The sequence below is a fragment of the Arenibacter sp. 6A1 genome, from assembly GCF_012272855.1.
GTDB lineage: Bacteria > Bacteroidota > Bacteroidia > Flavobacteriales > Flavobacteriaceae > Arenibacter.
Genome location: NZ_JAAXCQ010000007.1, coordinates 20,053 through 44,227 on the forward strand (window position 1 = coordinate 20,053; position 24,175 = coordinate 44,227).

Consider the following 24,175-nt stretch of genomic DNA (forward strand, 5'->3'; position numbering starts at 1 on the left):
TAATCCTAAAAATTAATTTTTAAAATTAAGCATTGTTTTTTGGAACAAAAAAGGTCTGTGCCTTAAGTTCCTTATTTCTTGCTTTTTTTATTCCACCATCCAATTTAATGGTCAACCAAACCAGATTTCCTTCATTTTAGAGCATCCCCCTTATAGCAATTTGATATTAATCCATATATTTAAACTTCAATATAAATCAATGAAGTTTTCCCTTTCCTTAGTAATTGCGATGTTCGTTTTTAAGGCATCCATAGCACAAACAGCTCCTAAAAAAGACAGTATCACCCAATTAGATGAGGTCATCATAATAGATCAGCGAAACCCGCTGTACAAAACCCTTACTATTCCGGATAAAACCCTTGGAAAAAAGGAGTTTCAAAATTACAGTCCCACAGATATGGTATCGGCCATCAATCAAATTTCGGGCATTTATGCCATATCCGGAGCCCTGAACACCAATAGGATTACCATTAGAGGGGTTGGTGCCAGAACCTTATACGGAACCAATAAATTAAGACTTTACTACAATAACATCCCTGTCACCAATGGGGCTGGTTTTTCGACCATAGAATCTTTCGATCTAGAAAACCTGAGCGCTATAGCCGTCATCAAAGGTCCTAAAGGCACCTCTTTCGGCACTAATTTAGGCGGTGCCATCATACTGCAGACCAACCCTGTTTTAGAAAACGGCTCTTATATCAACAATAATCTTACGCTGGGGTCCTACGAGCTGTTTAAGAACAACCTCTTGGTTAGCCATAAGGACGACCAACTTTCCGTACGACTGCAATACGGGCATTTAGAGACCAATGGGTATCGGGAAAACAACCGCTTCCAAAGCGATAACCTTTTATTGGATCTTGGATATCGGATAGATAAAAAAAACCATATCTCCCTGTTGCTCAACCAAGTAGATTATACAGCACAAATCCCCAGTTCTTTGGGCGAGACCGATTTTAAGGAAAACCCCAGACAAGCCGCTTTTACCTGGAAAGCAGCCCAAGGGTACGAAGCCAATAAGTACAGCCTAATAGGACTTTCGTACACCCATAAGTTCTCGGAAAAAATTCAGAATACTACCAGTCTATTTTATTCCTATCTGGACCATTATGAACCGCGGCCCTTTGGTATTTTAGACGAGTACACTCACGGTTACGGATTTAGAACAAGTTTTTTAGGATCTTTTGAACTAAACGGCTTGGCGATGAATTACAATTTTGGCGCCGAACTGTCCAGGGACCAATATCACGGGCGGGAGTTTCGCAATCGCTATCGCGAAAACAACGGCCAAGGAAGCCTAAAAGGCGATTTATTCAGTAAAAACAAAGAGTTTAGAAGGCAGCTCAATACTTTTGGAAGCCTCGACATTCCTTTTTCCGACGTTTTTTCGGCCCAATTGGGAATAAACCTCAACCATACTTATTATGACTACAGGGATTTATATAACCAAGGAGAAAATAACAAGAGCGCTAAGCGAAAATTTGACGCTATCCTTATGCCCAGTGTAACCCTTAGGTATGCCGAAAAAAATTCCCCGTCGTTTTATTTCAATATCAGCAAGGGCTTTTCCAACCCCAGTGTCGAGGAAACTTTGACCCCCGATGGCGTAATCAACCCCGATATTGATCAGGAAACGGGGATGAATTATGAAGTGGGAACCGAGCTTTCCCTACTAGACGAAAAACTACAAATTGGGTTGGCTTTATACCGTATGGACATTAAAAACCTATTGGTTGCCCAACGTGTTGGCGAAGACCAATATATCGGTAAAAATGCGGGCAAGACCAAACACCAGGGCTTAGAAATAGAAGCCTCCTACCAGATTCCCATTACCCCTACCGCATCCGTAAGTCCGTTTATCAGTTACACCCTTAGCGATCATAGTTTTGTAAATTTTATAGACGAAGACAAGGACTATTCTGGCAATCCGCTTACAGGGGTTCCCAAGCACCGGCTGACCACGGGCTTGAGGGCAAGGTTTTTTAAAAACCTGTATTGGAATACTGTCCATCAATATGTTGGGGCTATGCCGATGACCGATGCAAACACCCTGTCTAGCGATTCTTTTAACGTTTTCAATAGTAAAATAGGCTACCAAAAACAATGGAGCAAAAAACTATCCGTTGGCCTGTCCCTTGGCCTCAATAATGTTTTTGATGTCGATTACGCCCAATCCGTACTCATTAACACCACAGGATTCGGAGGCGCCGAGCCCAGGTACTATTACCCTGGCAACGGCAGGAATTTTTACAGCGGGATACAAATTCGGTATTTGCTATAGTCAACGGCGATTTCTAGGGGCCTTAGAGTTCTTTTAAGGAGCAATTTCAAGGCCTTCTTCGGTAAGGATATTTCTTTGGGCGTTCCCTCCTGCGTCGGGCGGGCCCTTGGCTGTATCCCTTGCTTCGCTGCGGGGATGCCGCCGCGGTCCCTAACGCGGTTTAAGGTGTAAATGAATCAATTAAGGACAACGATAATGTAAAACACCAAAAAAACAAACCCCTTAACAAAACAAGGTTTTGTTAAGGGGTTATAAGGTATTCGACGATGATTATGATAATGACCGTCGCATTGTAGAATATGGCTTATGCCATTTTCTTCAACCATTCTTTCATATCTACTTCCTTAGCGATAATAGACTTCACGGCATCGATAGATACACGTTGTTGTTCCATGGTATCTCTGTGGCGTATGGTAACTGTTCTGTCTTCTAAAGACTGGTGGTCTACCGTTATACAGAAAGGAGTACCATTGGCATCTTGTCTTCTGTAACGACGCCCCACAGCATCTTTCTCATCGTAGATGACATTAAAGTCCCACTTAAGTTCGTCTATAATTTCGTTTGCCAATTCTGGCAGTCCGTCCTTTTTTACCAATGGCAATACAGCTGCCTTGTTCGGGGCCAATACTGCTGGTAATTTAAGCACTGTTCTAGTAGTACCGTTCTCTAGCTCTTCTTCTTGTAAGGCATTAGAGAAAACGGCTAAAAACATACGGTCTAAACCAATTGAGGTTTCTACCACATAAGGTACATAGCTTTCGTTTAATTCAGGGTCAAAATACTGTAATTTCTTTCCTGAGAATTCTTCGTGGCTGCTTAAGTCAAAATCGGTCCTAGAGTGTATCCCTTCCAATTCTTTAAAGCCAAATGGGAATTTAAATTCTATATCTGCGGCCGCATCGGCATAGTGGGCCAATTTCTCATGGTCGTGGAATCTGTAATTGTCTTCCCCGATCCCTAAAGAAAGGTGCCATTTCATTCTGTTCTCTTTCCAAGCCTCGTACCATTCTTTTTGAGTCCCAGGACGTACAAAAAATTGCATTTCCATCTGTTCAAATTCGCGCTGACGGAAAATAAACTGTCGGGCGACAATTTCATTTCTAAAGGCTTTCCCGATCTGGGCAATTCCAAAAGGAACCTTCATTCGTCCTGTTTTCTGAACATTTAAAAAGTTCACAAAAATTCCCTGCGCAGTCTCTGGCCTTAGGTATAAGTTCATGGCACTATCGGCAGAAGCCCCTAATTTAGTACCGAACATTAGGTTAAATTGCTTTACTTCTGTCCAGTTTTTAGAACCCGATACAGGACAAGCAATTTCTAGTTCTTCGATCAGACTTTTAACATCGGCCAAATCTTCTGTTTCCAAAGATTTTCCCAATCGTTTTAAGATGGTCGTAATCTGTTCTTGATAACCAATAACCTTTGGGTTGGTTTCCAAGAATTGTTTTTTATCAAAGGATTCTCCAAAGCGCTTTGATGCTTTGGCCACTTCCTTGTCTATTTTAGCTTCAATTTTAGCAGTATAATCTTCTACTAAAACATCGGCACGATATCTTTTTTTAGAATCCTTATTATCGATTAACGGATCATTAAAGGCATCGACATGGCCGGAAGCCTTCCATACGGTCGGATGCATCAATATTGCAGAATCTAAGCCTACAATATTATCATTCATCTGAACCATGGCCTTCCACCAATATTCTCTGATGTTTCTCTTTAATTCTGCGCCATTTTGGGCATAGTCGTAGACAGCACTTAGTCCGTCATAAATTTCGCTAGACTGAAATACGTACCCGTATTCCTTCGCGTGGGATATTACCTTCTTAAAATCGTCTTCTTGTTTTGCCATATGGCAAAAATAGAATAATACCTCATATTTGGGTAATTTATTTCAAATGAAATTCTGTTGTACTCAGCAATTTCTCCTCTTCAAAAATATTCAAGGTATAAGTACCTGATATTAATGAGCCTTCGGGTACTGAAATGGCATCACAAACATTGAATTCCTCGTCCTGAAAGATAAATTGTACGCGCCTACTGTACACATTTCCATTAAAGGTAATAGTATTGGCATTATCTGCTATAATCTTCATATCGGGACCTAAAAACTGATAGTAAATGGTTCTTTCCTCCTTGTTAGTGGCCGGATTCCCCATAATGGTGATACAGCCCCTAAGTTTGGTCACGGAACTGGCCTTACTTGTCTTAATATGTTTGGAGCTTCGCAATTTAAAACCAGCTCCTTCACTATTTTCTAATGTTAGATAACTTTGATTTTTAAGCTCCAAACTCAGTTCTCTGTTCTTTTTACGTAATAAGGCTTCGGTCTCGGCCAAGGAATGACTTTTGCTTTTTAGTTCGTCCAGGATATCCTTCGTTTCTTTGTATTGGTTCCCCAAAAGCACATTGTTATACCTTAGGGTATTGTTCCTTGCTTTAAGACTATCATTTTTAGCCTCTAATTTGGATAGGTCCGTCTTAAATTCTTTTAACTTTTCTACATTAAAATTTAACTGTCCAACAGAATCTACCAATTGTTGTATCTGAAATCTTGAATCCTGTAATTCTATTTCGTTAACTTCATTGAGTGCCGAGAGGCGGTCTACATCAGATTTTACTAGGGTGAGGTCTTTTATTAAAAGTTCTTTTTCTTGTTTCAGAAAATTTATACGCCCCTTAGATTGGGCATAACTAAAATAAAAGGCAATTAAAACACCTAATATGATAGCTACCAGAACAGCAAAAGTGAACTTATAGTTGAATTTATTATCTTGTAGATTCATCTATCATAAAAAGTATTAAGTAGGTTATTAGTAATTAAGATTTGGTATGGGCTATATTTCAAATATAATAAATGATATCAATTCTATTCTTTTCCCTAGGCAATGTTTTGGATGTAATGCGCTATTAATTAGAGGAGAAGAGCATATTTGCACCATTTGTCGGAATCAATTACCCCTTACCGAGTACAATTATGAGATAGAGAATCCGGTAGACCGCATTTTCTACGGTCGAGTGGCCATTGAAAAGGCCAGTTCCTTCCTTTTTTTCACCGAAAATGGCATCGTTAAAAACCTCATCCATTATTTAAAGTACAAAAACCAGGTCCAGATAGGTCAATTTTTAGGGGACTGGTATGGACATATTTTAAAGGAAAACAATTCCTTGGCACATATCGATTATGTTATTGCCGTTCCCTTGCACAAAAACAAATTAAAAAAACGGGGCTACAACCAAGTAGCCTTATTTGCCCAGAAAATTGCCGAACATATCGATGCCCAGTACATAGACCATATTCTAATAAAAACGACCAATACCAGGACCCAGACCAAAAAGACAAGGATCCATAGATGGCAGCAAAAACAATCTCTCTATATCCTTAGCGATCCAAATTTCCTTAGCAATAAAAACGTGCTCTTGGTAGACGATGTCATCACCACTGGGGCCACCATGGAAGTATGTGCCAAAACCCTTGGGGAAACCCCTGGAATAAAACTGTATCTGGGCGCTATGGCCGTAGTGTTATAATTTTAGATTTCTCCAAATTAGTTGTTTCTTTGTTAAACATTTTTGTAATTGTTATGATGCAACGAATTTTAGGATTTCTCTTTTTATTTTTATCCATTTCTGCTTTTGTTCAGTGTGCTAGAAGAGGTGCGCCAAGTGGTGGCGATAAGGACATTACCCCGCCAAAACTGATACGGGCAGAACCAAAAAATATGTCTGTTAATTTTAAAGAGAAAAAAATCAGATTGTACTTTGACGAGTACATAAAACTAAAGGACGTACAAAACCAGTTAATTATTTCTCCCCCTTTAAAATATACTCCATTAATTTCTCCTCAAGGTTCTCCAAGTAAGTTTGTAGAAATTATCATCAAAGACACCCTAAAACAAAACACTACCTACACCTTTAATTTTGGGCAAAGCATCATTGATAATAATGAAGGAAACCCCAATCGTTTTTTATCCTATGTGTTTTCAACCGGAGACTATATAGATTCCTTATCGGTTTCTGGGGTGGTCAAGGACGGTTTTCATAAAAATGCCGACACCTTTATCAGTGTAATGCTTTATGAGATAGATAGTACTTATACGGATTCTACCATTTACAAGCGTCCGCCTAACTACCTCACCAACACCTTGGACAGTACCACTATTTTTCACCTAAAAAACTTAAAAGAAGGCAAGTATGCCATTTTCGGACTAAAGGACGAGGCGAAAAACAATATTTTTGATCAAAAAACCGATAAAATCGCCTTTATAAAGGATACGGTAAGTTTACCGACCGATTCCATTTACTTGCTGACTTTATTTAAGGAAATTCCAGATTACAGTATTTCGGTGCCCAATTTTGCTTCTAGGAATAAAATTATATTTGGCTATCAAGGTCTTGGGAAAGATATAGAAATTACCCCGCTGACCAAATTGCCCGATACGGTAAAAACATTGGTGACCAAAGAACCCAAAAAGGATACCTTAAATTTTTGGTTTACGCCCTTTAAAACCGATTCCATCGTTTTTATGGTCACCAATACTAAGGAAAAATTAAGAGACACCTTTTCTGTGAAAACCAGAAAAGTAGGTATGGACACTTTAAATTTACAGCCCAACCAAAGGGGAACTCTAAAATTCGGAAATCCACTTTATATTACCTCCAACACCCCTATTACTAATATAGACTCTACCAAAATAAGTATGATGCGAAAGGACTCTTCCACGGTTAAAATGCATCCGACCTTAGACAGAAAAGACAATACAGTAGCGATTTCCTTTGATTTAGAGCCAAATGAAAAGTACGATCTAAAACTCCTTCCCGGTGCCATTGAGGATTTTTTCGGCACAGTAAACGATACCTTATTATACCCTTTTACCACACAAAGTCTTGCCGATTTGGGGAATCTAAGACTTACCTTAGAAGGCGAAGTTACTTATCCACTTATTGCGCAGCTCACCGATGAAAAGGGGGTCACCAAAAAAGAATTGTTTGCCACAAAACCAGGAGTGCTCGAATTTAGCCATATAGAACCGGCAAAGTATGTCATTAGGGTTATTCACGACACCAATGGCAACCAAAAGTGGGATACCGGAAACTACCTTCAAAAGTTACAGCCCGAAAAAGTTAGCTATTACCCAACAATATTGGAGGTAAGAGCTAATTGGGAACTCGAACAGACCTTTACCCTTTTAAAGTAAAGCCGTCCCTATCGTCCAAAAATTTTAATTCCTTCCTGACCTTGGTGATATGCGCTCGGGTCAGGGAGGCATACAGAACCTCTTCTCGGTCCGAAAACACTAATGGATGACCAAGAAGATCGTACACCGCAGAATGCCCGGAATATTCGTGTCCGTTATTGTCTAGGCCTATTCTATTGACCCCGATAACATAAGCCATGTTTTCTATGGCTCTTGCTTTTAGCAGGGTATCCCATGCCACGATTCTTTGCTTAGGCCAATTAGCGACATAAATTAAAATATCGTATTCTTCAACATTTCTTGCCCATACCGGAAAACGTAAATCATAACATATGAGGGGACATATTTTAAATCCCTTATAATGAAGGATCAATTTGTTTTTCCCCGCAGCATATACCTGGTTTTCCCCAGCCAAAGTAAAGGTATGTCGTTTATCATAATAGGAGCAATCTCCATCTGGTGTTACAAATAACAGGCGGTTGGTATAAGTACCATTCTCATAATAAGCAGCACTGCCCACTATGGCCATATGGTGTTCTTTGGCCACTTGCTGCATCCATAGAAGGGTGTTGTACCCTTCGTCCTCCGCCATATTTTCCGGATGCATGGTAAATCCGCTCGTAAACATCTCTGGCAAAATAACCAGATCGGTGTCTTTAGAAATCGCTGCGATCTGTTTTTTAAAATTTGTTCTATTCTGATCGGGATTTTCCCATACCAAAGAAGATTGCACCAAGGCTACTTTAAGCTCATTCCCCATATTATAAGTTATTAGCGTACCTTAGTACGACTGCATTTTTGGCATCTAATTTACGTGTTTCCCAGCAATTCCATTAAGGATGGCAACCCTTGCATTCTGGCATGATCTAGGGCAGAATTGCCACGGGCATCTTTTAGTTCTTTATCGGCACCGTGTTTTATAAGAAGTTTAGCAATGACTTCTCTATTAAAGGTAGCTGCGTAAATAAGGCAGCTGGCTCCCATAGCATTTCTCGCATTTACGTCGGCTCCTTTTTCTATAAGATTTTTTGCTACCGAGGTAAACCCTTTAAAGCATACTCCCATCAGGGCAGTATTCCCAGAAGCATCCTTGGCATCTACCTCAGCCCCTTTCCGGATCAGTTCATTGGCAATTTCTCCCCTATCGTAGTAAGTGGCCAGTATTAGAGGCGTTGTTCCTCGCTCATCCCTGGCATGTATCAAGTCAGGATTTTCAGAAATCATCCGAACCACATCTGCTGTTTCCCCGTTTCGTATGACGCTAAAAAAAGATTCTATATCATTTTTCATCTTCTTCCAATTAAAAAAACTGTTCTCCTTAATTTTAGGGAACAGTTTTTATTCTTTTTATGCTATTATTAATAGTTCGCCAATTCACTAATTCCCAAGGCTTTTCTCACTCCATTTCCGTAGTCGGGATCGGCCTTGTCAAAATGCGCTAATTGCCGTTTGATCACTTCCATGGAAACCCCGTTCATGGCAGTTGCGATATTGCTAAAGAGGCGTTCCTTTTGTTCCTTATTAAAGAGCCTGAACAGATCTCCTGGCTGTTTGTATTCGCCAAAAGTATCATTCTCTTCAAAGCGTCTAATATCTCCGCTGATTTTCATTGGTGGCTCTTCAAAACTATGATCTTCCACAGGCCCTCCTTTGGAATTAGGTTCGTAATAAGCATCTGGATTCCCAAAATCATTGGTAAAGAATCGCATGGCCCCATCCTTATTATAGTGATTTACCTGCGCCTTGGCTGCATTGGCGGGCAAGGCTTCATAATGGGTCCCCAATCGATATCGGTGTGCATCGGCATAGGAAAAAATCCTAGCTTGCAAAACCTTATCCGGAGAAAAACCGATTCCAGGTACAATATTGGACGGGGAATAGGCTGCATTCTCTACGTATTGGAAATAGTTTTCCGGATTCTTATTCAACTCCATTACACCCACCTCAATCAAAGGATAATCGCCATGTGGCCATACCTTGGTTAAATCGAAAGGATTATATGGTGTTTTTTCGGCTTCGGCTTCCGGCATTATCTGTATCATTAATTTCCACCTAGGAAATTCTTTCCGTTCTATAGCCCCAAAAAGTTCTTCCTGATATTTCTCCCTGGTTTCCCCTATCACCTTTGCGGCTTCTTCATTGGTATAGTGTTTGTGCCCCTGCTGTGTTTTAAAATGAAACTTTACCCAATACCGTTCCCCTTCGTTATTCCAAAAACTATAGGTATGCGAACCATAACCATTCATGAACATTGGCGCTTTTGGAATCCCCCTATCCGACATAAGGATAGTTACTTGGTGTAAACTTTCGGGAGATAAGGACCAATAATCCCACATAGCTTCTGGAGACCTTAAGTTTGTTTTAGGATGACGTTTTTGGGTATGGATAAAATCTGGAAATTTATAACCATCCCTTAAGAAAAAAACAGGGGTATTATTCCCTACCAGATCCCAATTTCCCTCCTCCGTATAAAACTTAAGCGAGAAACCGCGTACATCCCTTTCGGTATCGGCCGCTCCCATTTCTCCTGCCACGGTAGAAAAACGGGCCAACATTTCTGTTTGTTTCCCTACTTTGGAAAATATTTTGGCTCTTGTATATTTAGAAATATCATTGGTGACCGTAAAGGTACCCATGGCTCCCCAACCTTTAGCGTGTACCACCCTCTCTGGAATTCTTTCCCTATTTTGGTGTGCCAATTTTTCGAACAATTTATAATCCTGCATTAAAACAGGTCCTCGTTGGCCAGCAGTTTGTGAACGTTGGTTGTTAGAAACCGGAGCACCTGCCGTAGTCGTTAATTTCTTTTTCATTTTTTATATTTTTTAGTCAATTGCCATAGTGACAACGGTATTAAACATGCTTTTCCTAAAATTACGAAATAATTCATCGACCTCGCGACAAAATCATATTAATTCACTATAATGCAACAGTTTATACCTGCACCAACTATTCTTATGTATTTAAAATAACCTACTTGTATAAAACCCGATATAATGGTACCTTGCCTAACCAGTAAACACAACTAACTCTTTTAACGTTCCCTATTGGATACTCTTGCTTCTATATTAACCCTTAAAGATGCCCCTGTTGCCATTGCTATGGTTGATAAGGAGTTTAATTTTATAACCTATTCCAATATTTGGTTCGAAGAGTTAGGGATCCCGAAAGAAGATATCCGGGGCAAATCATTTTTTGATGTAGTTCCTTACACCCCTATCATTTTTAAAAATATTCTAAAAAATTGCTTAAAGCAATCTGTTGTTACCAAAATAGAACAACAGCATACCAAGCCAAACGGAAGTAGTCAATGGTACGCATGGCGGGTAAAACCATGGAAAGATAGGGAGGGAAATGTTTCTGGACTTATAATAAACAGTGAAAATATTACAACCCTTAAACGCACCAAAGAACTTTTAGAAACCACGCAAAATGTGGCACGAATCGGTGGGTGGGAATTAGACCTCATTACCAACACTATTCAATGGTCCGATATTACCAAGGAAATCCATGAAGTACCCTTATCCTATGTTCCCTCTATAGATACTGCTATGCAGTTTTACAAAGAAGGAGAACCTAGGGAAAGGATCGGTAAATTTATAGAGAATGCCATTGAAAAGGGACAATCCTGGGATACTGAAGTACAGATTGTTACGGCTAGTGGCAAAGACCTATGGGTAAGAGCTAAAGGTGTACCCGAATTTATCAACGGTAAAATTGTACGTCTTTTTGGTGTTTTTCAAGATATAGATACTATAAAGAGAGCAGAGCTCGAAAACGAAATCATTGTAGAACGATTAAAAATAGCAACTGCAGCAGCCAATGTAGGTATTTGGGAGTATCACCTAGGGGATAATACCATATCGTGGGACGATCGAATGTACGCCTTATACGGTGTAAAAAAAGAAAGTTTTACCATAAGTTTCGAAGCTTGGCATTCTTGCATACATCCCGATGACAAAAAGAGAGTTCTTTTAGAAGTAGGTATGGCCCTTAGAGGGGAAAAAGAATTTAAGACCCAGTTTAAAATACTCCTCCCTTTTGACAACATACGACATATACGAGCCATTGCTACCATGCAAGAGGATGAGGATGGAAACATAATTAAAATGGTAGGGACCAATTGGGATATCACAGAATTGGTGAATACCCAATTAAAACTCGATAAAAGTCTAGCATCCTTAAAAGGTAGTTTTGAATCTTCTGCCGTAGGGATGTCCTTGGTAGGCGTCGATGGTTCTTGGCTAGACGTTAACGAGAGCCTCTGTAAAAGTTTAGGTTATACCCGAGAAGAAATGATGCAACTAACTTTTCAGGATATTACCCATCCCGATGATTTAGATGAGGATTTAGAATATTTGCAGGCACTGTTAGACGGAAAAAGTGATAGCTACCAATTAGAAAAGAGATATTTTCATAAAAAGGGACATATCGTCTATATAATATTGACGGTAACAGCCGTAAAAGATATTTCAGGCAACATTTCCCATTTTATCTCCCAAATCCTCGATATCACTTCTAGAATAGAAGCTACTAAAAAATCTAATGAATTATTAAAAGTCAGCAAAAGCCAAAACGAGAGCCTGACCAACTTTGCCCATATCGTTTCCCATAATTTAAGATCGCCTTCGTCTAACCTGTCCATGCTGATCAATTATTTAATGGAAGAAGAGGACAAGGAAGAACGGAAATTACTGGAAAACATGATATTGGATGCTAGCGAAAGTTTAAATGAAACCGTTCAACATTTAAATGAAGTTATTTCAATAAAAACCGATGTACAAGACCAATTACAAGACTTAAGTTTATTGGAAGGCATTCACAGCGTAGTGAAAAATATCAGTGGTTTGCTAAAAGAAAGCAAGGTTCAATGTAAAATTGATATCAACAAAGACGAAAAAATTAAGGCAGTTCCAGCCTATTTAGACAGCATATTGCTAAACCTCTTTACCAACAGTATTAAATATTGCAGTCCAGACCGTACCCCCATAATCAATATCACTGCAAAAAAAACAGCCGATATGGTTACCCTAGAATTTACGGACAACGGCTTGGGGATTGATTTGGACAGACATGGAGACAAGATTTTTGGAATGTATAAAACCTTCCATAAGCACAAAGACGCTAAAGGAATAGGCTTATTCATTACCAAAAATCAAATAGAGGCTATGAACGGCAAAATACAAGTAAGAAGTAAGGTCGATGAAGGCACTACTTTTATAATTTCTTTATTATCGGCCAACAACCCCCATTAAAAACAAAAAAATATCATGATGACATTTAACCATAGCTGTATCATAGACGATGACCCCATTTCTGTATTTGGAATGAAAAGATCTATGAAAAAGGTAAACTTTGCTAAAACTATAGAAGTTTATCACAACGGTCAAGAAGCTATAGACGGTATCACCTCCATGGTTGAAGCAGGACAACAAATACCTTCCGTGATTTTTTTAGATTTAAACATGCCGATTATGGACGGGTGGGAGTTTTTGGAGAATTTTATTAAAATCCCCAATTACAACACTGACTCTGTGACCATTTTCATCGTAAGTTCCTCGGTGAACCCCCGTGATATTATCCGTGCTAAGGAATATAGCATTGTAAACAACTATATATTAAAACCCATAAAGCCAGAAGATTTGACAAAAGTCTTATCTGAAATAAAACTTTAATAATTATCTGATCCCTGGACTAAAGTCCTCCGGCGCATTTTGCGGCAAATTAATGGTGCCACTGGCTCCGGTATCGTTATAGATGGTCCATTCCGAAAACGTATACTCGGAATTTCCCGCATTAATATTCTCATTGCGCAATGCTCGGCCATCTTCAAACTCATGATTAGTGCCCGAGCCATCTTCCCCTACCACCCCAAAACGATCTATGACAACCCCAAACGGATCTACCAATTCCAAATTATCGTCCCCATTAGAATCTGCAGGACCATTTGCGGCTCCCGAAAAATCCGGACTAAACCCATAAACCGTTAAGAATTCGGCAGCATTTGGCGAAATCAGAAAGGTACTTTTTGCCCCGATACTATAGTCCGTCAAATTTATAGTAGCACTAATTTCGGTATTGGCATTCGTATAACGATTCAATTTCCATCCTTTTAAACTCAAGGGCTCGGAACCAGCATTATACAACTCCACAAACCTAGCTTCCGTATTATTATTGGGGTCTGCCAATTCGGAAATAAAAATAAGATTAGAGGTAAATTCATCCTGTATTTTTTCACATCTCTCTTCGGTAAAAACAATGTCCTCTGTGTTGCGTATCGCCAATAGAAAATCTTTGTGTTCCTTTAGGATTACCCCCACTATTGAACCCCTAGCTTCCGGCAATAAATTTGCTTGAAAGTCGGCATATCCACTATTTTTAAGCGATAATTTATCGCCCTTGCAATTGGTTAAGGTCCTAAGGGTCTCCTCTTCCTTAACAGCAAAAGGAAGCCCTAATTCTTCCGATATTATCTGTACATCCTTAATTAAAACCAAGGTATTTATATGTTTATCTGACAATTGCCCCATGGTAATTTCCATTGGGGTAATGTCTCCCGGTTTATCGCAAGCTTTAATGATATGTTGGGCTACTACCGCCGCTGGTAATCGGCCTACCGATAAATTTCCAAAAGAAGAGAATACGCCTCCAAGTTTTAAAACGCCTTTACTGCTCCCCAAATAAAGCCCTTTTAAGCGAATAAGTATCTTGCTGCCCTCCTCATAAAACAAATGGGAATCCCTTAAGTCTATTTCTATTTGCAGCCCCGAGCTAGGATCCTTGGCCTTGTCTTGAAAATGAAGCGTTCCAAAAAAATTGGATGCCAAATCGGAAGAAATCACAACCCCCTCCATGACCAAATCGTCATGAAACTGAATCACCCCATCGGTATACATGGATTTTATTTCATCGAAGGAGATATTTGCCTGTAGGGCCGTCTCACAGGCCTTTTGAGGAGCGTTAAAATTAGAGTCCTTTACGCAAGCCCATACAATGCACAGTCCAAGAAGGAATAGTAACATCCGGAATAGTCTTATATTTCTCCTTATCATGACTAGCATTATTAGTTTTAATTATAAATCTTTTTACCATTAACCCTAGGCAACCCTTAAAAGCTTATGGCAAAATTTAAAAAAAAGGAACGCCCATAGCCATACCAATATTTAGGGGCAAAAGAAGGACTACCGCTTAAATTGTCCTGTTGCCATTGCCCAAAGTTTCCATTTCTGCTTTGCTCATACCCGCCAGTTCTAAAAACGGCATCGAAAACATTGGAAACACTAGCAAAAACACTGATATAGGTTCCTTTTCTCAACCACGATTTTCCCCCTATCACATTCAACAGATAGATATCGTCCAGTTTTTGTTGCGCCAATAGTTTTTGTACATTTTCGTCCGTAGCTTCGGGGAACGGCCTTCCCGTTTCAGGATCTAGATAAAAACTTTTTGTTCTGGTGATGGTCGATATTCCGGCATAATTATTTGTCAGGTAATTGGTGGTTGCGGCTACCCACCAATATTTAGGGTCTCGGTATTCAACACCTAAAGCCATGGCCAGCTGCGGGCCTTGTGCAAGCTTGTAATCCTTTATTTTAGCAGTTCCCAAATCGACACTCCCAAGCGGATTAATAATATCTTCCTGGGCCCCGGCGGTATCAAAATTTATACTCACCAAAGGGTCACTTGCATATAGGTACTTGCCTATAGCACTTACCATCGTTAATTTTACCGCCGCCGATACCTGATATTCCAACCCCAGTTCTGTGCCCATATGCAACTTGTCCAAATCGGTGATTACTTCTTGGACAAAATCGCTTCCCACCCCTGCATCTACAAAGAAGAAATTAACATCGGTAGTATTTTGAAAACGGGTATAAAATCCGCTTAACCTAGCCGTTACATTGGGCAATCGTAAATAGTAATTAAAATCTGTGGTCACGACATGCTCACTTTGTAGCTTCCCCACCGTCTGATTGTTTTCCCTTGGGTTTATGAAAACATTCTGCAGAAGGGGTGCTTTGGTCATATAGGCGCCATGCAAAACCATCCAGTGACGACCATTTAATTTATAGGTACCCCCAACCTTAGCGCCATAATTGGAAAAATTAAGCGCATCGCTTTTTCCTAAAGAATTCTCTAAATACCGCTGGTTCTTAAATTTTCCGTCTCTTTGATAATCGGTCACGGACAGCTTCGCTGCCACAAATCCCTCCCATTTTGGATAGCGCAGTTCGGCTTGTAAAAATCCTGCTATAACACTAGAATTAAGATCATACAAATAATTGAACTTATCTCCGGAAATCTTATTCACTTCCCCCTCCAAATCGTTATTGGTTTCGGAAAACGGATCTTTATCCTCGTGAAATTGTGCCCCTAACAAATCGTCTATTTCCGCGTAATTCTCGGATTCGATACTCCTATAATTGCCCCCAAAAGATACTTTCAGACGATCGTTTATTCGGTAGTTCCCTACACTACTAAACTGAAACTGTTTTTCGTCCGTAACATCCTTATAAAACACATAGGCTGCCTTACCCTTTAAGGCCAACATTGCGTTTGCCTCATTAACCTTGGACCATAGTAGCTGAGGGTTCTGAATTATCCCTTCCCTAGCCATATTGGCACTGATAAAATTGGCGCCAATAGGACTGTCGATATAATAACTAGGTAAATACCTGTAATAGGTAGGATCTGGATTGGGCGCATTAAAATATCCCAACCTGCTTTGTGAAAGGGTGCCAAATTGATAAGAAATTCCTGTGTTTACATTAAACCTTTCTGACCTATAAAAATGATTCAGCATCCCTATTGGCTCTAAAATTTTCCGTTCCCTAGAATTTCTTATATCCCCATTTTGGTACCCCCAATATGGATTATAAGTACGTCCCAATAATTCAAAGACTTCCGCTGTCATCGCCGAAGATTTTCCGCGTCGGTTAGCAGCAAGGACAACGGTTGCATTTAGGCTATGCTTCTCGTTCATTTGGTACTCTATGGCCGTAAAAAAAGAATAGGCATCATATAAAGTACCGTCCATATACCCTTCTTTGGCCCATCTTCTAGACCCCGACACACTATAAGCAAGTCCATTTTTTTTCCTCCCAGAAGAATAGGTGGCCATTAGTCGCCCGGCATATGTCCTATTAGAGGCCGATGTAGATAGGCGCAGCCCTTTCCGAAACCCGGAGGCCCTGGTATCTATGTTGGTTGTCCCCAAAATTCCACCAAAAGAGTAGTCAGAGGCTACTAGCCCATGGGTAAATTCCTGGTTTCTGGTAACATCATTGAGTCCGCCCCAATTGTTCCACTGCGGTCTACCATTAAATATCTTATTCATGGGCATCCCGTTTAGCAGTACCGTCCCATTTTCCGAACCATAGCCCCTTACCCTAAAAAATGCCTGTCCAAAATCGAAGGCGGCACGGTTTAGGAAAACATCCTTGGTAGCCTGAAGCATTCCTGAGGGATAAGATGCCGTTCTTTCGTCTTCTATATCGGCCTCCGTCAGCATAATTAAATTATCGGCCTTTTCATAAGTAATGTCCCTTTCCAAATACAGGGTTCCCACATCTATATCGCTATTTTCAATTAAAATAGGAATTCTTTTCCCCATATATTCTGGGGCAATTATTGATAGTATATAATTCCCAGGCTTTTTAATAGTCAGTTCAAATTTTTCTTCCAAGGCTTTGAAACTATAAGCGGTAACACCTTCGATCGTAATTTGAAGATGTAGAATATTTTCCTTGCTTGCTTGATCCTTTACCAGGCCAATAACCATATAACTTTCCTGGGCCGAGGCAACGAAGTTTCCAACTATAAAACAAAATATGAGGTAACTTTTTTTCATTTAATTGAATATTGGCAGCTTCTACAATCTTTTATAAGATATTCGTTTTTAGACAATTATTATCTAAATAATCTATGAACTATGCCATTTAATAGTTAATTTAACAAGTAATTACCTAAAGAAATGAAATCAACTGTTATAAGCATCCTCCTAATTCTTAATTCTATTTACCTACAAGGTCAGATAGCTAATACCTATAGAGTTAGGACAATTGCCTTTTATAATGTGGAGAACTTATTTGACACTTTGAATGACTCCTTAACTTTTGACGATGACCGAACGCCCCTTGGCAGGGATCAATGGACCTTAGAACGCTATCGGAAAAAACTAGGTAATATCGCCAAGGTACTCGCGGAGATTGGGGCACAGGAAACCAACAGTTCTCCCGATATTATCGGCCTTTGCGAAGTAGAAAACCAACAGGTGCTCGAAGACCTTATCAGGCATCCTACTTTAATAGACAAAGGCTATGGCATCATTCATTTTGATTCTCCGGACGAACGTGGGATAGATGTCGGACTATTATATAAGAAATCGGCTTTTATTCCCATTACTTTTAGCAGCCATAGGTTACTGTTAAAAAAAGATAATGGGGACCGGGATTATACCCGCGATCAATTGGTGGTTGCCGGTCTTTTAGATGGGGAGGAAATACATTTCATTGTAAACCATTGGCCTTCTAGAAGTGGCGGAGAAACCAGAAGCAAGCCCAATAGGATTGCTGCGGCTACCCTTAACAAACGTATTATCGATTCTATCATAAGATATCATCCAGACGCAAAAATATTGAGTATGGGCGATTTAAATGACGATCCGATAGACGACAGCCTAAAGAAAATTTTGAAAACAAAGGGCAAGCCCAAAAACCTGGCCACCCATGATCTATTCAATCCGATGGAACGTTTGTTCAAAAAAGGGATAGGAACCTTGGCTTATAGGGATCGATGGAATTTATTCGATCAGTTATTTTTCACCGCAAATATGCTACAAAACACAGAGGGAAGCTATAAATATTGGAAAGCAGGGGTCTACAACCCTTCTTATTTGGTAGACCAGCATGGCAGATACAAAGGCTATCCCTTGCGCACCTATGCTGGCGGGAGTTATGTCGGGGGCTATAGCGATCATTTTCCCGTATACTTGTTACTTATAAAAGAGGAGCGCCATATGACACCGTCCGTACAGGGGCAATAAAAAAACCATGTTCTTCTGGAATTTCCCAGTGAACATGGTTTTAAAAGAATATCAAAATAAGGAATCTCTTCCTTATGGTCTTAGTACACTATTTCTCGTATCTGTATATTTCTCCATTTTACCTTAATTCCGCCACCATCGTGAATTTGAAGGGCAATTGAACCTCTCCCTTGCGCAATTTTATCATCGGTAATCGTAATCATTTCGGTACCGTTTAACCAAGAGGTCAATGTACCGCCAACTACGCGGATCTTCATCTTGTTCCACGCTCCTTCTTTAAGGACCTTTTCCTTTTCGGCCGCTGGTTTAATTAACCAACCTCTACCATAAGATTCATATACCCCACCAGTGTGCAGGCCTTTAGGCGCCACTTCTACTTGCCAACCGCTAACTTTTGTGCCATCTATGGTAGAACGGATAAACACTCCGCTATTACCATTGGCTTCTTGCTTAAATTCTAGGGTAACCTCAAAATCGTTATATTCCTTTTCTGTTGCCAGGTAACCATATTGTTTGTCCGGGCCACTCTCTGAAATTAAAAGACCGTCTTCCACATACCATTTTTCGGTACCGTAAGCTTTCCAGCCATCTAAGTTTTTCCCATTGAAAAGGGATTCTTCCTGTGCAAAAATTGGCATGGCCAACAAAGCCATTACTAATAACGTAATTTTTTTCATGTCTTTAATTTAGAGTTTATAGTTGGTTTACAATAGATTTATATACTAAGGCTCTACTGAAAGGTGTATTAGTTAAGCCATTGGCCCCATGGAACCCTACTTAGAATCAATACCAATCCCAACCCGTAAAAAATAGTGATCAGCTTAAATTTCTTAGAGGCTTCCAATACCTTTTTGTGTTTAGACCAACCAATAGTAATTAAAACCAAGGCAATAATATTAACAAATGGATGTTCTACCGCCAATAATCGAGCAGCTGCATTCATTCCGCCCATTCCCAATTCCTGGATGGCATTTAGTCCATTTGCGGAAACAAAATACAATATTAAACCTACCAACAATTGAATGTGCGACAAAATCAGCGCAAAAAGACTAATTCGCAAATCTTTTTCCAATGTAAAGTCCTTTTTCCCTACCAAACCAAGGATGGCATTGGCAACAGCTAAAAAAAGAAGGGCCAATACAATGTAGGCCAAATAAGAATGTGTGTTTAATAATGTTTCGTACATGGTTATAAAATTTTAGCTATAAATGTACTGACTTTTTAAGTATAAAAAAACCCTGCCGGAGGGCAGGGTTCTAAAATAACACAAGGATGTTTTTAGAAGTTATATCGCAAACTTACATTCCATGTTCTTCCGTAACCAAAGCGCACTCGGTTATCGGTATTTACACCGTTCCAAACGTCATCTCCTGGATTTACATGTCTGTTATCCCTAGAGCTTTCTAGGTATGATTCGTCAAAAAGGTTATTGACATTAACGCGGAACTGAATTGATTTATCTTCGTTCTTCCCTACTATCATTCTATAAGACACCCCAGAATCTACCGTATTGTACGATGGTAATTTAATAGCGCCCCTATTGTTGGCGGTAGAAAATTCTGAATCTCCAAAATCAGTAGAACCATATAGGTTATCGTATAAGTTCCAGTTAGCATCTACTTTAAACCTTGGGAAAATTTCGTAATCTCCACTGATCCCAGCAGTAAACTGTGCGGCTTGACCAATTTTCACCCCGTCAATATAACTTGCGTCACCCGTTGAAAGGATATTTCCATTTTCATCCGAAGTTGTGGTGGTTACGTTTCCATCGTACTCCCAATTACCAACAGAAACAAATCCTTGAAAATTCAATCCGTCAGCAGGACGTGCAAACACCTCCAATTCAACTCCAGAATGCACTTGTTTTAATGGGCTGGTCTGTGTAAACTCATCGACAATATTATCTCCATTAGTATCGTCAGAGCTATATACTATTCTGTTATCCCAGATGGTATAATATACGTTCAGGTTAGCAGAAATAACATCACCCAAAAACTTGTAACCACCTTCGAGGCCGGTGATTTTCTGATTTTCTTTGGCCAAAGGATTCAATTGGTTCGAATTTCTATCGTCTATATACAAATCACTGTGATATGGCTGACGCGAATAGTACCCAGCATTCACGAAAACTATATTTTGATCTGATAGGTTATAAGCAGCCCCTCCTTTTAGGTTAAACCCTGGATTGTTCACCTTATCGGATTCTTCCGATTGTCCTTGGTTAGCAGCATTTAAATATTCTGTTCTTACGTGCGACTGTGTAGAAGCAGATCCTTGGAAAAATGCCGAGAAACTATTTTTTGAATACTCTAATTGTCCAAATACACCACCGTAGTTTATGGATTCTTCATAATCATAACCAAAACGCTGTGCGTGATCTGTATTTGGATTAAAAGTAACATTCCATGGATTGATACCACCATATGTTTTGGTCAGTTGGTAGGCTCCTCCGTTGTAATTGCTGGAAGCCGATACAGCACTAGCACCTAAAAACTCCCTTACGTCCCTAAAATGTATTCCTTTATACAAACGAACATCAGCTCCAAAATTAAAATTCAGGTTTTCGCTAAGCTGCTTATTGAAGTTAGACACTAAACCGTACCAGTTGTGGTTATTGTTAGACCCTCTTGCGTATAGTGGTTCTCCTGTTCCACGGTCGGTAGATACAGAGGCAAAGCTACCTCTCCCCAAAGAACCGTATAATACGGTTGACAAAGATGCAGTTTCATTGAACTTTAAATCCCAGCTTAAGTTGGCTACTGGTTTGTGATAAATATTTCTACCTCCTGGATAAGCCCCTCCATTTAAAGTATTAGGACTATCGACGTCGTGAAAGTTCCAAGAGTTGTATTTTCTTCCGTTATCCAAGAAAGTTCTTAAATTATCCGTTCCAGCTGCGGCATGCCATTGTGGAGCCCCGGTTAAAATAAAGTTGAAAATATTGTTTTCGTTTGGTACATACCCAAAAGACAAGAAATACGTTTGCCCTTGCCCTCCTGTATTATCTACATAACCATCGCCTTGCCAATGTCCCAACATGGCAGAAACGGCCAATCCATTTTCCATTAAGCCAGTAGAATAATAGCCAGTAGTTTTTACGTAATTATCGTTCCCTAACATTGTTTGAAAAAATCCTCCTTCTCTCTTGTCCACTGTTTTAGTCACAATGTTTACGGTTCCCCCGACAGAAGAAATGGCCAATTTAGAAGATCCCAATCCTCTTTGTACCTGAACGGCATTGGCTATGTCCAATACTCCAGACCAGTTAGACCAGTACATTTTTCCATCTTCCATTCCATTGATAGGCTGTCCGTTTAATAAGAAAGCGGTATTGGTCTGGTCGAATCCTCTTAGGAACATTTGACCATCTCCAAAACCACCGCCTTTTATATTTTGAACAGAGGGAGTAGATTTTAAAACTTCGGGCAGGTCCCAGTTTCCTGTTTTCTCCCTAATTTCGTTTGCCTTAATAGTAGAAACGGCAATCGGTGTTTGTCTATCCTCGGCTAAATCGATAATACCCGATCCAACAACGACAACACCTTCTAATTGTGAAGCATCTTCCATAAGGCTAATAGTTCCAATATTCCCAGCCTTGGAAAATTTTACTCTTTTGGAGATAAACCCAATATAAGAAACTACTAGCGTCCCGCTTGTGCCCGGAGCTTCAATGGAGAAGTTTCCATCAAAGTCGGCCGCGACCCCTATGGTAGTTCCCGAAATTAGAATGTTGGCCCCCGGCAGAGGACCACCTAAACTACCATCCAATACTTTACCCGTAATGGTTACCTGTGAAAACGCTGACAACGTACACAGAAAAACTGTAAGAAAGAAATAGATTTTTTTCATTTTATTGAGTTATTTAGTGTTTTATTAGGCAGCAAAAGTGCTGTAATTTTCACAACAATCTGTTACCATAATGTTAAATTAGCTGCCGCTAAATTAACAAAAAAAATAAACCAATAAAATGAATTACAATAAGTTATACTTATTGTTATAATTTATGAAATTACCTGCTCGTTCTTAAAAGTCTCAAGAAGGTTCAGGGTAGATCCATCATGATCTGCTATTTCTTGTCCTTCAATATCATTCAATACCGTTGTAGCCAATTGCTTACCAAGCTCTACTCCCCATTGATCATAGCTAAAGATGTTCCAAACAATTCCTTGGACGAATATTTTATGCTCGTACAAAGCTATAAGTGCACCAAGACTTTTTGGCGTAAGTTTATCTATCAAAAGGGTGTTCGTAGGCTTATTTCCTTCAAAAACTTTGAACGGCAATAATAACTTCCTGGCTTCTTCTGACATATTCGTTTGCACTAACTCACCATTTACCTGATCGGATGTCTTACCGTTCATAAGTGCCTCTGTTTGGGCAAAGAAGTTAGCCATAAGTTTGTTATGGTGATCGTTATCGCCATGTAAAGGAGATTTAAATCCGATAAAATCTGCCGGAATTAATTTGGTCCCTTGATGAATAAGCTGGAAAAAGGCATGCTGAGAGTTGGTCCCTGGTTCTCCCCAGATAATAGTTCCGGTTTCATAGGTAACGCGTTCTCCATTTCTGTCTACACTTTTACCATTACTCTCCATAATTCCCTGCTGTAAATAGGCCGAGAATCGGCTTAAATATTGTGTGTAAGGGATAATTGCTTCGGTTTCGGCTCCGTAAAAGTTATTGTACCAAATACTGATCATGGCTAAAACAACTGGGATATTCTCCTGAAAATCTGCCGTTTTAAAATGCTCATCCATGTCATTAGCTCCTTCCAACATCGCATCGAAGTGGTCGTACCCTACCGCCAAGGCAATAGAAAGTCCAACGGCACTCCACAATGAAAATCGGCCTCCAACCCAATCCCACATTGGGAAAACGTTATCAGCAGCAATTCCGAATTCCGCTATTTTTTCAGTATTGGTAGAAACCGCCGCAAAATGCTTGGCAACATCTTCTTGCTTGGCATGCTTTAAAAACCATTTTTTTATGGTGGTAGCATTGCTTAGGGTTTCTTGTGTGGTAAAGGTTTTAGAAACCACTACAAATAAGGTTGTCTCAGGATCTAAGCCCTTTAAAGTTTCGTATACATGGTCTCCGTCTACATTGCTTACGAAATGCATTTTTAAGTGATTCCCGTAAAATTTAAGCGCTTCGGTAACCATCGCCGGCCCAAGATCCGATCCTCCAATTCCGATATTAACCACATCGGTAAAGTTCTTGCCGGTATATCCTTTTTTATCGCCAGAAATAATAGCATCGGTAAAGGCTTTAATTTGCGCTTTTACCTCGTACACTTCAGAAACAATATTGACACCATCGAGGGTAATCACGTCCGATTTTTTTGCTCTTAATGCAGTGTGCAAAACAGCTCTATCTTCTGTTTGGTTGATTGTCTCACCACCGTATTGCTTTTCAATGGCATCTTTCAACCCTACCTCATTGGCCAATTCCATCAAGAGATCCAAGGTCTCTTGCGTCAATCTGTTTTTAGAGAAATCGACTAAAAAATCGTTCCAGCTAATAGTGTGTTTTTGGGCTCTTTTTGGGTCTTCCTTAAATAACTCTTTTAAAGTTTTTGCTTTAGTATCCGCTAGGTGCTGGGTTAATTTTCCCCAAGCTTTTGTTGTTGTAGGATTTGTATGCTGTAATGCCATT

The 24,175-nt window shown here is 39.8% G+C and carries 17 protein-coding genes; 6 read left to right on the forward strand and 11 right to left on the reverse strand.

All coding sequences use genetic code 11. From position 1 onward, the window contains the following. The first annotated feature begins 199 nt into the window (after positions 1-199). Positions 200-2,281 carry a TonB-dependent receptor family protein gene (locus HCG49_RS07740; RefSeq protein WP_168468967.1) on the forward strand — a complete coding sequence of 694 codons (2,082 nt, stop codon included), beginning with the start codon at positions 200-202 and terminating at the stop codon, positions 2,279-2,281. Positions 2,282-2,585: 304 nt separating this feature from the next. Here HCG49_RS07740 and HCG49_RS07745 read toward each other — a convergent pair whose 3' ends face one another. Both HCG49_RS07745 and HCG49_RS07750 read right to left on the reverse strand, forming a co-directional pair. Further along, positions 2,586-4,130 carry a glycine--tRNA ligase gene (locus HCG49_RS07745; RefSeq protein ID WP_168468968.1) on the reverse strand — a complete coding sequence of 515 codons (1,545 nt, stop codon included), beginning with the start codon at positions 4,128-4,130 and terminating at the stop codon, positions 2,586-2,588. Positions 4,131-4,167: 37 nt separating this feature from the next. Continuing rightward, positions 4,168-5,064, reverse strand: a complete 897-nt coding sequence (locus HCG49_RS07750; RefSeq protein ID WP_168468969.1) for a hypothetical protein — start codon at positions 5,062-5,064, stop codon at positions 4,168-4,170. Between the two features lie 46 nt (positions 5,065-5,110). Here HCG49_RS07750 and HCG49_RS07755 point away from each other — a divergent pair, with 46 nt between their 5' ends. Then, positions 5,111-5,809 carry a ComF family protein gene (locus HCG49_RS07755; RefSeq protein WP_168468970.1) on the forward strand — a complete coding sequence of 233 codons (699 nt, stop codon included), beginning with the start codon at positions 5,111-5,113 and terminating at the stop codon, positions 5,807-5,809. Between the two features lie 53 nt (positions 5,810-5,862). Next, positions 5,863-7,476: an Ig-like domain-containing protein gene (locus tag HCG49_RS07760; protein WP_168468971.1), complete on the forward strand. Its 1,614-nt coding sequence runs from the start codon at positions 5,863-5,865 to the stop codon at positions 7,474-7,476. On the opposite strand, the gene HCG49_RS07765 is transcribed toward HCG49_RS07760, so the two are convergent. From HCG49_RS07765 to HCG49_RS07775, 3 genes are all read right to left on the reverse strand, one after another. Further along, entirely contained in the window at positions 7,460-8,236 is a 777-nt protein-coding gene (locus HCG49_RS07765) for an amidohydrolase (RefSeq protein WP_168468972.1), read from the reverse strand. The genes HCG49_RS07760 and HCG49_RS07765 overlap by 17 nt on opposite strands. 50 nt (positions 8,237-8,286) lie before the next feature. Next, positions 8,287-8,766 carry an ankyrin repeat domain-containing protein gene (locus tag HCG49_RS07770; RefSeq protein ID WP_168468973.1) on the reverse strand — a complete coding sequence of 160 codons (480 nt, stop codon included), beginning with the start codon at positions 8,764-8,766 and terminating at the stop codon, positions 8,287-8,289. 68 nt (positions 8,767-8,834) lie between these two features. Next, positions 8,835-10,289, reverse strand: a complete 1,455-nt coding sequence (locus tag HCG49_RS07775) for a catalase (protein WP_168468974.1) — start codon at positions 10,287-10,289, stop codon at positions 8,835-8,837. Positions 10,290-10,523: 234 nt separating this feature from the next. Between HCG49_RS07775 and HCG49_RS07780 the strand changes: the two genes are divergently transcribed. Next, positions 10,524-12,731, forward strand: a complete 2,208-nt coding sequence (locus tag HCG49_RS07780; protein ID WP_168468975.1) for a PAS domain-containing sensor histidine kinase — start codon at positions 10,524-10,526, stop codon at positions 12,729-12,731. 15 nt (positions 12,732-12,746) lie between these two features. Further along, entirely contained in the window at positions 12,747-13,151 is a 405-nt protein-coding gene (locus HCG49_RS07785; protein WP_168468976.1) for a response regulator, read from the forward strand. A gap of 3 nt (positions 13,152-13,154) precedes the next feature. On the opposite strand, the gene HCG49_RS07790 is transcribed toward HCG49_RS07785, so the two are convergent. Both HCG49_RS07790 and HCG49_RS07795 read right to left on the reverse strand, forming a co-directional pair. Continuing rightward, positions 13,155-14,498, reverse strand: coding sequence for a DUF5689 domain-containing protein (locus HCG49_RS07790; protein ID WP_240938657.1), 1,344 nt, complete (start codon positions 14,496-14,498; stop codon positions 13,155-13,157). Positions 14,499-14,584: 86 nt separating this feature from the next. Continuing rightward, positions 14,585-17,326 carry a TonB-dependent receptor plug domain-containing protein gene (locus HCG49_RS07795; RefSeq protein WP_168468978.1) on the reverse strand — a complete coding sequence of 914 codons (2,742 nt, stop codon included), beginning with the start codon at positions 17,324-17,326 and terminating at the stop codon, positions 14,585-14,587. A gap of 123 nt (positions 17,327-17,449) precedes the next feature. Here HCG49_RS07795 and HCG49_RS07800 point away from each other — a divergent pair, with 123 nt between their 5' ends. Further along, positions 17,450-18,520 (forward strand): endonuclease/exonuclease/phosphatase family protein, encoded by a 1,071-nt coding sequence (locus HCG49_RS07800; protein ID WP_168468979.1) that lies wholly within the window; start codon positions 17,450-17,452, stop codon positions 18,518-18,520. Positions 18,521-18,600: 80 nt separating this feature from the next. Here the strand turns inward: HCG49_RS07800 and HCG49_RS07805 are convergent, their stop codons facing one another. From HCG49_RS07805 to pgi, 4 genes are all read right to left on the reverse strand, one after another. Continuing rightward, positions 18,601-19,197: a DUF1080 domain-containing protein gene (locus HCG49_RS07805; RefSeq protein WP_072763394.1), complete on the reverse strand. Its 597-nt coding sequence runs from the start codon at positions 19,195-19,197 to the stop codon at positions 18,601-18,603. A gap of 68 nt (positions 19,198-19,265) precedes the next feature. Continuing rightward, positions 19,266-19,706, reverse strand: coding sequence for a hypothetical protein (locus tag HCG49_RS07810; protein WP_168468980.1), 441 nt, complete (start codon positions 19,704-19,706; stop codon positions 19,266-19,268). A gap of 92 nt (positions 19,707-19,798) precedes the next feature. After that, entirely contained in the window at positions 19,799-22,369 is a 2,571-nt protein-coding gene (locus HCG49_RS07815; protein ID WP_168468981.1) for a TonB-dependent receptor, read from the reverse strand. Between the two features lie 152 nt (positions 22,370-22,521). Then, a complete protein-coding gene (gene pgi, locus HCG49_RS07820) occupies positions 22,522-24,174 on the reverse strand; it encodes a glucose-6-phosphate isomerase (protein WP_168468982.1) in 1,653 nt (550 codons plus the stop codon). Position 24,175 lies beyond the last annotated feature (1 nt).